We start from the raw sequence: 12,541 nt of genomic DNA, 5'->3' as shown, positions 1-12,541 counted from the left end.
GGAAAACCTTTCGATCTGATCAAATATTAAAGCGTCATTGATACGGTGGTTGACTATTTTGTCCTTGCTAACCGGATTAGTGGCTTTGTCTTGTTGAGTAGTTGCCTTGTGGCCGCTATGCTTTGCACACCCTCTCCCACACTTGATAATGGATTCCATAATGTCTGACACCCTAAAAGCCGATGCACTTAAGTACCACGCCGAACCTCAGCCTGGAAAACTAAGTATATCGCTGACGACTGCTGCTGAAACTTCTCGAGATTTATCATTGGCCTACAGTCCAGGTGTTGCAGAACCGGTACGTGCAATTGCAGACAACCCAGAGGATGCTTACAAGTACACTATTAAAGGCAACCTAGTGGCGGTGATTTCTAATGGTTCTGCCATTTTAGGATTAGGCAACTTGGGCTCATTAGCCAGTAAGCCTGTTATGGAAGGTAAGGCGTTATTGTTTAAGCGCTTTGCCAATATCGATTCGGTCGACATCGAAGTGAACTCGGCAGACGTTGATGAAATCGTCAAAACGGTTGAATTGATCTCAGGAACGTTTGGCGGCATTAACTTAGAAGATATTAAAGCGCCAGAATGTTTTGAAATAGAGCGTCAGCTGATCGAAAAATGCGACATCCCCGTTTTTCATGATGATCAGCACGGCACCGCTATTGTCACCGTTGCCGGTATGCTTAATGCGCTCGATATCCAGGGTAAAAAAATTGATCAAGCTAAATTGGTTTGTCTTGGTGCTGGTGCCGCTGCTATTTCTTGCGCGCGACTATTAATAGCGGCGGGCATGAAAAAAGAAAACCTGATTATGATCGACCGTAGCGGTGTCATTTTTAGCGACCGAGGTAACGTTAACCAATACAAAGCAGAATTTGCTAACGATGTGACAGAAGCCAGAACTCTTGCTGAAGCCATTCAGGGCGCGGATGTGTTTTTAGGTTTGTCTGGTCCAGATCAGCTTTCTGCTGAGATGTTGCAATCGATGGCGGCCAAGCCGATTGTATTTGCCTGCTCTAATCCGGATCCGGAAATTAAGCCGGAGCTAGCTGCCAGTACTCGTGATGATGTCATTATGGCAACCGGTCGTTCAGACTACCCGAATCAGGTTAATAATGTTTTAGGCTTCCCCTTTATTTTCCGTGGTGCTCTTGATGTTCGCGCCACTAAAATTAATGAAGAGATGAAATTGGCTGCTGCGCATGCCATTAGCGATTTAGCGAAAGAGCCGATTCTAGATGAAGTTGTGCAAGCCTATGGCGGTCAAGCCTTTGAATTTGGCAAGGAGTACATTATTCCTAAGCCGTTAGATCCTCGATTATTGGATCGAGTTGCAGGTGCCGTCGCCCGAGCTGCAGTTGAAAGTGGTGTGGCATTGGCCCCTTTACCTGATCGCTATAAAAAATAGCCCATCGATCACCTAATAAACCACGATTCAATGCTATTAATCGTTTTACTGATGGTAAGTATTTTCTGAAAGTAAGAACTGGGTTTGCAATTACGGGTGGTTTTTTTGTTAGATTAGAGTTAGCTTAGTGAGAATGCATCATATTTTGGATTATTTAGACTGAGTATGGTCTATTCTTATAGGTAACGCTGTTTTATAGAGCCATTTTTCGGCTATCTTGTGAGTTTGAGCGTCATTGGGTAGCTGTTATGCTTGTTTTTAGACGAAGAATTAAATGACAACAATGAAGAAAATATCGCTTGAAGCCCCACAAGACGCTTTCTGGCTAAAACATGAAGACTCAATGCAGGCCGCCGTTCATATTGCCCTGCAGTGGCTGGCCTATGTTTATCCAGCAAGTGAGCTGCATATTGAGCGAACTTTGAGTGCGACATTACCTTATGCTGATAGCGATCTATCCTCCCGAGCATCGATCTTCTTTGATCATTCCGATGTTGAGGATCATGTCGATGCATTAGTATGGGCATCAGAAAACATATCATCCGATCAGGTAGTTTTTTTAGTAGAAACTGCATGGCGCTTGCTGCTGTTGGATCATGAACTGCCAACACACGTACCTTTAGCATTGCGTATTTTAGGGCGAGTTCTTAGTCTGCCTGAAAGTCGAATTCAAGAGCTAGGTCAGCGAGTATTTGAAGAATACGCCAGCGGCGATAGCGATCGTTTACTGGCGCCGCTAGTACCGTTGGATCCTCGATATCTAGACCGAGTTGAGTGGCGTTTGCACGGTGAAGTAACTCCGAGCAGCCGAGTTCAAAAACGCCGAGCAAAGAGTAAACCGCGACAAAAAGGCCTGTTCGGCAGTTTTGCTTTAGGTGCTATTTTTGGTGTCTTACTTTCTGTTGCGTTAATTTTTGGCCCATTACAATTAGGGCGAGTGAAAGTTCCGGTGGTATTGCATGACTTTGTCGATAATGCTGCTCAGGACGAGCCGATCTTAACTCCTTTGGATGTCAGCACAGTCGAAACAGACAGTGCATCTGAAGAAGCAGGCAGTGAAACGCAATCAGCAGATGTTGTTGGCGACGCTGTTGCTGAAAACACAGAACAGACTGCTGAGTCTCAGCCAACTGAATTGACTTTAGCGCCAGCGATACCTGCGCCGGTGACACAACCGCCAGTGGTTGCCAGTCCTATCGTGATTAATACGCCAGTGACTAATAGCTCGGATGATTCTCAAATTAGTGACGCCAATGGTGAAGCCGTATTAATGGAAGTCACCGCGTCGATTCTTAACGTGCGCGAAACCGCGTCAGTGGATGCAGAAATCCTTATTAAGCTGGCGACAGGTGCTCGAGTATGGGCCTATCCTGAGTCCGCTCAAGGACTTTGGATGTTGGTGCGTGTTGAGGGTGAAACAGGTTATGCCAGTGCTCGTTTTTTACGACCACTTGAGCCTTCACCAGCAGGCGAAAGCTAGTAGTCTTTCATTTAGCGCTGACAAAACACGATAAAGCCGGGATCTTCCCGGCTTTTGCGTTTTAGTAGCCTTACTCTTTAATAGCCTTGTTCTTTAATTGCCTACTCTGGTAAGTCGAACGCTATCTTCATCTCTAACAGCTGCTGTTGGGCACGTTCACGGTATCGGTGCCGTGTTGCCGAGCCTGCGGGTTTTTCGCTGTAATAAGCAATGGCTGGTGCTAGCTTATCATCGACACCAGCATTGATAAGTTGGCTAATAAGCTCTTCGGCTTGGTTGGATTCTGTTAGCGGTAGCGCAACAGGTTCGGCTACCTGAATAGTCTCGCCCTGGCTGATTCTATGAACAAGATCGAGGTAGGCCTTTTCAAACAGCGGCTTAGTTAATCGTTCTGGTTCAGAGCGTAAACTAAAATAACTGACTTTCATGGCTGCAGCTTTAACGCAGATATGACTCCAGCGTCGGCCAGTTGCTTGGTAACTGTTACGGCAGGCTTCAAGGTAGGCAGTTAGTGTATCGGGCAATCCAAGTGACTCGGGAGCTGGCTGCATCAGTTTTAAAAACTCAGCAATGGTCGGCGGCCAAGCATGCTCATGTTTGCAGCGTTCGAGCGCCAGTTCCACCATGTCGGTAGATGTACCCGAAAGGCTCATAGCCCACTCTCGTTTGGCTTGGTTCAGCGTTGTCTCATCACGGTACGCGCTTTCGAAGCGGTGCGTATAGATGTGATGAAAGCGGGCAAAAATCATATTGACCAAGACTTTGGTGTCGTGATTTAGCTCGCTGCGCTTACCAGTCAGTATCTCGGATGTTTCTGAGGGCATCGCGGACCTGGTTTCGCTGCTCTCGAGCAGAGTTTTCAGGCTGACTAGGTGAGTTTTGGTGTCGGTCATTTCGGCCTTTACTGTTTAATGAGTCGTGCCAGGCGCGTTGAACCCAGTTAAGAAAACGAACATCCCAACTGATTTCTGTGCGATCTTTAGACGCATAATATTGCCGGAATTTGGCCAATTCGGAAAGCGCAAACTCGAATGGAATATCATGAAAAGCAATTAATTGCGGGAAGTCCGCACTGGGCTCCCATTGCGAGTGCATTCGGCTTCGTCGGTTGGGAGTTTTAGCTGCCGGTTGCTCGTAAGATTTCAAATACGAAAGGTCGTCTTCAAGTTGATTACGGCGTCTGGCTTCATTAATCGCATCGTTATTGCTGACATATACCGGCAGCGGTTGATGATCGGCCGGCGTAATCTGTTCTGTCTTGTCGAATGCCGCAGCTTGGCGGTGTTGCTCATTAGAGCGGTGTTGGTTGTCAGAACGCGATTGGCTATTTAAGCCGGAGTCATTCGCTAAATGTTGCGGGCTTGTCGTGGTTGGCTGATTGCTAGAAAAATCGATCGCCTCTAGCCGGATATGCCAAGGTTGGCGGCCTGTTACCTGAATCAAGCTTAGCGAGGATAGGCGCTGCAGTACTAATTCGAATTGTCGCTCGCTCCAGAACGGCAAAAACTGACTGCGTTGTTGGTCGGAAAATAGCACCGGATTGCTGCTTTGGTAGGCGCTTGCGTCCTGCAATAGCTGCAACAATAGAGCTTCTTCAAGACCTATTGTTTGGGCGATAATCGGTGATACTTGGAGCATTTTTTCCAACGGACTGCACCCTCTGGCTGAAGTTGAAACGGCCAATAAGTATAGCATGACGGCGGCATAGATTGTCTGCATCGATTGGTTGTGGATCATCATTAATCTGTAGCAAGATCAATATCTAACGCTTGGGGCTAGCCACCAAGGCGCAGCATGCGTTAGCCTACGCTTTTGCTGTTCTTAATTAGGTAATTTACATGACCAGTGTCGTCCAGGTAACAGGGTTAACAAAGCGCTACGGCGAGTTGATTGCTGTTAATAACTTGAGTTTTAGCGTCCAGAAGGGCGTTTGCTTTGGCTTGCTTGGCCCCAACGGCGCAGGTAAAACCAGCACTCTAGAAATGCTAGAGGGCTTGGTTAAGCCGACATCTGGCAACATCGAGCTATTTGGTCAGCCGGTTAATAAACGCACACGTCAACGCATTGGTATTCAATTTCAGCATACGGCGTTACAAGATCACTTACGGGTCGGTGAGGCGCTGAATCTGTTTGCTTCCTTTTACCGTTCACCAATGGCAATCGATCAATTGCAGCAACTCTGTGAGCTGGATTCCATTATCGATCAAGATGTAAAAAGCCTTTCCGGTGGTCAGCGTCAACGGGTGTTATTGGCGTTGGCACTGGTTAACGATCCAGATTTGCTTTTCTTAGATGAGCCGACCATTGGTCTTGATCCTCAGGCGAGGCACAACTTTTGGCAGTTGATTGAAAAAATAAAGCAGCAGGGCAAAACCATCCTATTGACCACTCACTATATGGATGAGGCTGAGCTGTTATGTGATGAAGTGGCGATTATGGATGCTGGAGCCTTCATTGCTTATGGCGCGCCCAAAAAACTCTTAGCTGAGTATTTTTCTGGTTTGGTTATTGAACTACCAAGCGAAGGTGTAGCGCTTGATGCACTGCCCGCCGGTTCGATTCAAAAAGCCGATAAGATTCATATTTACTGTGATGATGTTGAGCCCGTTTTAACTCAGTTGATGGCAAATAACATGGCACTGAGTGGTATGCAGATTCACCAACCAAGCCTTGAAGATTTATTTTTAAAATTGACCGGTGAAGGTTTAAGGGATTAATGATGAAAAAAATATCGGCTATTTTTCACGCTCGAAATCGTGAATTTGTACGTGAAAAAAGTACCTTTATTTGGAACATCGCGTTCCCTTTTTTATTGTTGTTGGTGTTTTATTTTGTCTTTTCTCAGGCACAGCCAATGTTCAAAGTCGGCGTGTTATCGGAGCAAGACGGTTATGTCTCGCGGCCGCTTTTTATGTCATTAAAACATATCCAATTTATTCCTTACGACAGTGAAGCAGAAGCGATTGAACGAGTGGTTAGGCACCAAATCGATCTGTTGATCGACATCGATCAGTACCGTTATTGGGTCAATGAACAAAGCCGAAATGGCTACATGGCTGAGCGATTACTACTCGCCGAAGACAGTTATTTTTCACGAACTCTGGTTGAAGGGCAGTCGATTCGATATGTCGATTGGGTATTGCCGGGCATCATTGGCATGAACATTATGTTCAGCTCTTTGTTTGGTGTTGGGCATGTCATTGTTCGCTATCGCAAAAATGGTGTATTAAAACGACTCAGTGCAACGCCGTTAACCGCAATGGAGTTTATCAGTGCGCATCTGTTGTCGCGCATTATGATGGTGTTGATCTTGGCGTTAGTGCTGACCTTTGTGCCACATTATTTGTTAGGTACTCTGCTGCTGGGCGATATTTGGTTGCTGTTGTTAACGTTGTTGTTGGGGGTTTTTGCCATGGTCAGTTTAGGTTTATTAGTGGCCAGCCGTTTGCGCAGTGAGGAGTTTGCCGGTGGTCTGTTAAATCTGACGACTTGGCCAATGATGGGCTTGTCTGAAGTTTGGTTTAGTTTAGAAGGCGCGCCGCACTTTATTCAGCAGTTTGCCCAGTTTTTACCACTGACGCATTTAGTTCAGGCGGCTCGCTTGATCATGACTGAAGCGGCGGATTTCGCAACCATCAGCTATCACCTCTGGGCGTTATTCTCTCTTGGCATGTTGTTTTTAGTTTTAGGTTCGTTGTTATTTAGCTGGCATTCGGACGGACGCTAATTCCAAGCGGCTGCTTAGGTTTTATGATTGTGATTTAGGCTATGAAAAGCTTCTGTAGAGAGAAGCTTTTCTATTGTGCATAAGCAGGCATTATTGCGAGTAGGCTGTGCCTAATTCCCAAAGAGGTAAGAAGATACCGAGTGCCAAAACAACAACCATCGCGCCCATAATGGCGAGTAAGAAAGGTTCAAACAGTTCTGTAATACGTTTTAAATCGTATTCAATTTCTTGGTCGTAAAAATCGGCAATATCAATGAGTAGATTAGAAACATTACCGGACTCCTCGCCAACCGCGATCATCTGTAAGATTAACGGCGTGAACATTTTGCTGGCCGAAGCGGTGGCTAATAATGATTCGCCTCGTTCGATGCCTGCTTGCATGCCTTCAATGCCTTGCTTAATAAAATGATTGCCCGTTGTTTTTGAGGAAACGCTCAATGCTTGCAGCATCGGTACGCCAGCGTCGAGCATCATTGAAAAGGGCCGAGCAAAGCGGCCCAGTGCAATACGTTCAAAGATAGGGCCAAGAATAGGCAGTTTAAGCAGTATGCGGTCAACGGTAAGGCGGCCAGCTGCTGTATTACGCCAACGGCGAAAAGCATACCAAGCGCCGATCATGGCTAAAATAATCAGAAACCAAAACTTCTGTACGAAGTTGGAGCTGGCAAATAAAATTTGCGTCGCTAAGGGCAGTTCCGTATTCAGTTTGCTAAACAGTCCAGAAAATTGCGGCACGATAACCAGATTGACGACAAACAGTGCCATAACAATAAAGGCGCTTACGATGAGCGGGTAGCGAGACGCGGCAGCGACCTTTTTACGTGTGTCCTTTTCTAACTCAAGATGATCGATAAGCTGTTTAAAGGCTTGATCTAATCGACCGGTTGTTTCACCCATTTGAATCATAGCGATAAATAATTCGCCAAAAATATCAGAGTGCAAACGGAACGCGCTGGATAAGTTAGTACCTTGCGTCAAGCTGCGAGAAATATCTTGCAGTACCTGCGCCAGTGCCGGTGAACGAGTGGTGTCGGCCAAGCCGTTGATGGCTCGAATTAGAGGAATGCCCGAACGCGTTAAAGCATACATCTGGCGGCTAAACATAATCAGCTCATCGATCTTAACTTTGCGGCGTTTAAAGCGGGCTAAAATATCGACTGAGCGAAGAGCGTCGATCGATTGTGTGCTGTTTTTTTTGCCGCTGCTGGAAAGCTGTGTCGGGGTAATATTTTGTCGATTCAATTGGGCCAGAGCATCCGATTTGGAGGCTGCTTGCAATGTCCCATCGACCATCGCGCCGGACGTATTTCTGCCACGGTAATAATAGGTGCTCATTAATATTTGCTCATCATTAGGCTGGCGAAATTAGCGCGTTTCATAATCACCTGAATCGACTGAAATACGGAACACCTCTGGAAGATCAGTAATGCCCAACTTGGCGTATTCAAGAGCCATCTCTTCCATCGGTTTAAAATCTTCTTTAGCGCGTACCGCTTCAATAAAGGCGCTGTGATTTTGTTCGTACAGCGGCATCACAGTAGTGCCGTCAAGCTCAAGCCATTCAAACACCCCAACCCTGCCCTTGTAGCCGGTGTTGTTACAGTGGTAGCAACCCGTACCATGGCTGAATGAGGCTTCTTTGAATTTACCGTTGGCCATATGTTCGAGCCACATTTTTTGGCTGGTGTTTGGTTCGTAAGGCGTGCGACATTTAGTACAAATTTTACGTACCAGTCGCTGTGCTAAAACGCCGCGTAAGGCCGATGCAATAAGATAGGGTTCAACGCCCATGTCGGTTAATCTTAAGGCGCTGGAAATAGCGTCGTTGGTGTGCAGCGTACTCATAACAAGGTGACCAGTCATTGCTGCGCGCACCCCGATGGTGACGGTTTCTTCATCACGCATTTCCCCAATAAACACAATATCGGGGTCTTGGCGTAATGCGCTGCGCAAAATTTTAGCGAAGCTGAGATCAATTTTAGGGTTTACCTGAACCTGATTAACTCGGCTCATTCGATATTCAATCGGGTCTTCGGCAGTAATGATTTTATTTTCTGGCGAGTTCAAAATAGACAGCGCCGAATAGAGCGTCGTGGTTTTACCGCTACCTGTTGGGCCGGTGACCAGAATCAAACCATTAGGGCGTTTGATCATCACTTCAAAGCGCTTACGTAAGTCTTCTGGCATGCCCAAACTTTGTAACGTGCGAACACCGCTGGATTGATCCAGTAAACGCAATACCACCGATTCGCCAAATTGCACCGGCATGGTAGAGATACGGATGTCGATCGATTTGCCTTTCACTAAAACATTGAAGCGACCATCTTGCGGCAAGCGTTTTTCAGAGATATCAAGATTGGACATGATTTTTAAACGCATTACCAATGCCGCAGTGACGCGTTTTTCTTTGATCACTTGCTCTTGCAGTACGCCATCGATACGCATGCGAATACGAAAAACGGTTTCATCTGGTTCGATGTGTATATCGGATGCTTTAACCGTAACCGCATCTTCGAGAACCGACTGAAGTAAGCGCACCACTGGAGCATCTTGAACATCGGTTTGGGCTTCTAACTGGGCAATGTCGAAACCAGTCGCCGAGCCGGATAGTGCTTGGTCTAGCTGGCCAGCTAACGATTCAATCTCACTGGTATTACGGTAAACGACATCAAGGGTGGCGAGGATTTCATTTTCGCGCACAATCGCTGGGTAAACATTGCAAGACAGTATTTTTTCGATTGCGTCGATGGCGACTAAGTCCAGCGGGTCTGCCATTGCCAAGAGTACGCCGTCTTTGTGCTCTGCTAAAATTAAGCATCGAAAGCGGCGTGCCATAGCTTCATCGAGACGTAGCATTAAGGAACTGTCTAGATGGAACTGTCGTAATTCAATAAAGGGTAAGTCTAAGTGCTGAGAAAGTGTTTGCAGAAGCTGAGCTTCTTTTAGAACGCCCATATCAACAAGCGCAGTACCTAATTTTTTGCCGGTTGTCTTTTGCTCTTGCAGCGCCATTTGCAGTTGACCATCGGTAATGGCACCGGCCTGTAATAATACGTCACCCAGACGAACCCGTTTAGCTCGGCCCGCTTCTACACCAGGGTTAATGTTCATTTGCTCAGCTCCTTCACCTGTTGAATCGCGAACTTACTTTGTTCGCCAAAATTACCCAGGCTTAAAAAAGTTTGGTAGCTCTTAAGAGCTTCTGCATCGGCACCCGTTTTTTGTAACGAATACCCCAGCAATAGATGCCAAAGTGGCATAGGTTTTTTAATTTTTACCAGACTTTGGAAATGTTTAATAGCCGCGCTGTGATTGCTGTTTAATTGTTCTGCTTGAGCTTGGAACCAAAGACCGAGCACACTGGTTGGCCTGATCTCAAGTAAATGCTTTGCCCACTCTTCAACTTGACGAAATTTACCAGCAGAAAAATACAACCAACATAGCGTGATTTGCGCCGCGGTCGATTCAGGAAAGGAATCAACAGTTTCAATTAGGATTAGTTCGGCTTCTTTCACTTCACCCATTGTACACATATCCATTGCCAGCATGATGGCCTGCTTTTCATCAGAATGCTGAAACACCAGCTTAGAAATATCGGTTTTCGGTACCGCTAACTCTAATTCGCTAGTGCCAAGAATAAAGGTCGGTTTCAATTCTGCAACGCCATCAAGATGGAATTTCTTTTCTTCTTCTGGTTGGTCAAAGCTAGATAGATGCTTTTTATGTTCGAACAACTGGTCTAACAAAGCTTCTGTTTTGGGGACTAAAAATTCATGGATGCTTAAGCTCATCAGTTTCTCGTAACTGATCAGCTGGCTATCGAGCAGCTTACTACGAAAGGCGTTAAGGTCAGCATCAGCGGGCAATTCACTGTAGACGGAGTTGAGCAGCGTTTTGTCTATATCTGTATGCTCAATGAGAACATTCAGTAAGGTTTCGTTGTCTTTCATTGAACGCCTCCTAGCGCTGAGAGCCTGCGTTGCGCAAAGCCAGTTAAGGCGCTATCTACTTGAGAAAACTGACTGATGTAAGTTTGGTACAGACGCTTAGCAATTTCCAATTGATTGCTGTTTTCGCTGTTAATTGCCCAAAACAGCAGCCATTTATGGTTGCTAGGCTGTTTTCTATAGAGTTGCTTGAAGGTATCGGCCGCTAAAGCATGTCGCTGGGTTTTTTCGTAAATAAGGCCAAGCAGTGCATCGGCTTCGATTTGGCCCTGTAAATTTGCCAGTAAAGGCTCTGCCGCGAGGTGATGTTCGCGGCTGATGTAAATGCGCGCCAACATTAGTCGAGGCTCAGCGGCATCGGGTTGCGCACCAATCCATAATTTTAATTGTTGTTCTGCTTCGTTAAGGTCTTGAGCTTGAAGTGCCTGGCTAACCTTTTCTTGCCAATTTAGGCTGCTGCGCCGAATACTAGGCGTGGATGGCTCAGGCGCATTTGCTGCAAGAGAAGGTGGTGTATTGACCGCAGGTTTGGCAGTGATCGGTTGTTGCGCGGTTGTTGCGGTCTCTTTCGGTTTTGTTGGTTGAACCGGAGCTTGTCTTGGTTCAGCTAACGCCTGAATGGGCGGTGCAATGGCCAATTGAATGCCCGGGCTTTGTTCGTTTGTTTCTGTGCTTAGATCGCTGGCTACAGTTTCTGCAGGCTCTGATGTTTTGGCCTGAATGGCTGCATCAGCAATAGAGACTGTTTGGTCTGTTTCACTGGCGCTAGCGGTTGTTTCCAGTGCTGCCTGAGCTTGAACGGGTTGGATTTCGTTTTTAGCAAGCGCGGCTCGTTCTTCAGCCGTTTGGTTCGCGGGATAGCCGAGCAGCCGATGACCAAACCATTCACTCAGCTGTGGCCAAAAAAAAGTCATTGCCAGCGCGGATGTGATTAATAGTGCAGAAAAAATATAACTCAGCCGGCGCAATAGGTTAGGTCTGTTTTGTCGACCTGATAAAGGATTGAATGCCGCCTTTTGAAAAGATCGACGCTGGCGCTGAGTATTACGCAGCGCCTGGTGGATTTTACTCATAACAGTCTCCAGGCGATGACGCCAAGGAAGATCAAAATGGAGGCTGTTAGAATCCACGATAATGGCAGCGCATGGCGTTCGCCGTTATCCTGTGCGGCGGTTTTAACGTGCTTAGGCGTCACCACACTGGAATGTTCGGCAAAGGCTGCGAGTAAGCTTTTGTGCGCCAATACGTTGATTAAGCGCGGCGTACCATTGCTAAAGCGATGCAGCTGCTTAATCGCTTTGTTGGTAAACAGTGGACGACCGTTATAGCCGCTGCGGGATAAGCGGAAGTTGACGTACTGTTTGGTTTCAACTGCCTTCAGTGCTGTAAGTCTGTGAGCAAAAGTAATGCGTTGCCTTAGCTGACGGAAACGATCTTGATTTAGCAGCGTATCTAACTCGGTTTGACCAAACAGGATGACTTGAACCAGCTTGCGATCTTCGGTTTCTAGATTAGTAATGAGTCGTAAGGCTTCCAGTGTTTGTGCCGGCAGTGATTGCGATTCGTCGACCACAATAACGATACTGCGGTGCGAGTCAGCCAAGGCTAAAATTCGGTCGGTAATGTGGCTTAACAGCGCATCGGTATCTTGTTGTTGCTGTAGGTTTAATCCGAGTTCTTTGCCAACTGCACGATAAAGGCCGATGGGTGACAACATTGGATTTGGCACATAAACGGAGTGGTAATTATCTTGTGCTTCGGTTTCTAAATAGCGAAGTAGTTTACGGCATAAAATGGTTTTGCCGGTACCAACTTCGCCAATGACTTTTAAAAATCCTTCGCCACTTTCTAGTACATGCGTCATCAATTCAAAACAGCGCTGGTGTCCTTGTAAATTGACGAACAATTCCGTGTCTGGTGACAAAGAAAATGGCGACTGTTTGAATCCAAAAAAATCTGCGTACATAGTTGCGAATAAA

Annotated in this window: 11 protein-coding genes; 4 read left to right on the top strand and 7 right to left on the bottom strand. The window is 46.4% G+C overall.

Features of this window, described 5'->3' with window-relative positions:
- Window positions 1-160: 160 nt before the first annotated feature.
- Both FME95_RS07200 and FME95_RS07195 read left to right on the top strand, forming a co-directional pair.
- Window positions 161-1,408, top strand: coding sequence for a malic enzyme-like NAD(P)-binding protein (locus tag FME95_RS07200; protein WP_147713712.1), 1,248 nt, complete (start codon window positions 161-163; stop codon window positions 1,406-1,408).
- Window positions 1,409-1,682: 274 nt separating this feature from the next.
- Window positions 1,683-2,888: an SH3 domain-containing protein gene (locus FME95_RS07195; protein WP_147713711.1), complete on the top strand. Its 1,206-nt coding sequence runs from the start codon at window positions 1,683-1,685 to the stop codon at window positions 2,886-2,888.
- Window positions 2,889-2,989: 101 nt separating this feature from the next.
- On the opposite strand, the gene FME95_RS07190 is transcribed toward FME95_RS07195, so the two are convergent.
- Together FME95_RS07190 and FME95_RS07185 are read right to left on the bottom strand one after the other, a co-directional pair.
- Complete coding sequence (locus tag FME95_RS07190) at window positions 2,990-3,712, bottom strand: replication protein P (RefSeq protein ID WP_147713710.1); 723 nt, start codon at window positions 3,710-3,712, stop codon at window positions 2,990-2,992.
- Entirely contained in the window at window positions 3,678-4,526 is an 849-nt protein-coding gene (locus tag FME95_RS07185; protein WP_187265466.1) for a DnaT-like ssDNA-binding domain-containing protein, read from the bottom strand. The genes FME95_RS07190 and FME95_RS07185 overlap by 35 nt, the downstream gene beginning before the upstream one ends.
- A gap of 200 nt (window positions 4,527-4,726) precedes the next feature.
- On the opposite strand from FME95_RS07185, the gene FME95_RS07180 reads away from it, so the two are divergent.
- Both FME95_RS07180 and FME95_RS07175 read left to right on the top strand, forming a co-directional pair.
- Entirely contained in the window at window positions 4,727-5,605 is an 879-nt protein-coding gene (locus FME95_RS07180; protein ID WP_147713708.1) for an ABC transporter ATP-binding protein, read from the top strand.
- 2 nt (window positions 5,606-5,607) lie between these two features.
- Window positions 5,608-6,615 carry an ABC transporter permease gene (locus tag FME95_RS07175; RefSeq protein WP_147713707.1) on the top strand — a complete coding sequence of 336 codons (1,008 nt, stop codon included), beginning with the start codon at window positions 5,608-5,610 and terminating at the stop codon, window positions 6,613-6,615.
- Between the two features lie 90 nt (window positions 6,616-6,705).
- On the opposite strand, the gene FME95_RS07170 is transcribed toward FME95_RS07175, so the two are convergent.
- The 5 genes from FME95_RS07170 to FME95_RS07150 are packed head-to-tail and all read right to left on the bottom strand — an operon-like array spanning window position 6,706 to window position 12,528.
- Entirely contained in the window at window positions 6,706-7,950 is a 1,245-nt protein-coding gene (locus tag FME95_RS07170) for a type II secretion system F family protein (RefSeq protein ID WP_147713706.1), read from the bottom strand.
- A gap of 30 nt (window positions 7,951-7,980) precedes the next feature.
- Window positions 7,981-9,726 (bottom strand): GspE/PulE family protein, encoded by a 1,746-nt coding sequence (locus FME95_RS07165; protein WP_147713705.1) that lies wholly within the window; start codon window positions 9,724-9,726, stop codon window positions 7,981-7,983.
- Window positions 9,723-10,565, bottom strand: coding sequence for a tetratricopeptide repeat protein (locus tag FME95_RS07160; protein ID WP_147713704.1), 843 nt, complete (start codon window positions 10,563-10,565; stop codon window positions 9,723-9,725). Before FME95_RS07160 ends, FME95_RS07165 begins: the two co-directional genes overlap by 4 nt.
- On the bottom strand, window positions 10,562-11,635 hold the full coding sequence (locus FME95_RS07155; RefSeq protein ID WP_147713703.1) for a hypothetical protein: 1,074 nt from the start codon (window positions 11,633-11,635) through the stop codon (window positions 10,562-10,564). Before FME95_RS07155 ends, FME95_RS07160 begins: the two co-directional genes overlap by 4 nt.
- Complete coding sequence (locus tag FME95_RS07150; RefSeq protein ID WP_147713702.1) at window positions 11,632-12,528, bottom strand: ExeA family protein; 897 nt, start codon at window positions 12,526-12,528, stop codon at window positions 11,632-11,634. Before FME95_RS07150 ends, FME95_RS07155 begins: the two co-directional genes overlap by 4 nt.
- Window positions 12,529-12,541 lie beyond the last annotated feature (13 nt).

It is taken from the genome of Reinekea thalattae (assembly GCF_008041945.1).
In the GTDB taxonomy this organism is placed as follows: Bacteria; Pseudomonadota; Gammaproteobacteria; order Pseudomonadales; family Natronospirillaceae; genus Reinekea; species Reinekea thalattae.
The sequence above is the reverse complement of the archived record's forward strand: the minus strand, read 5'-3'. Positions and strand labels throughout refer to the sequence as shown.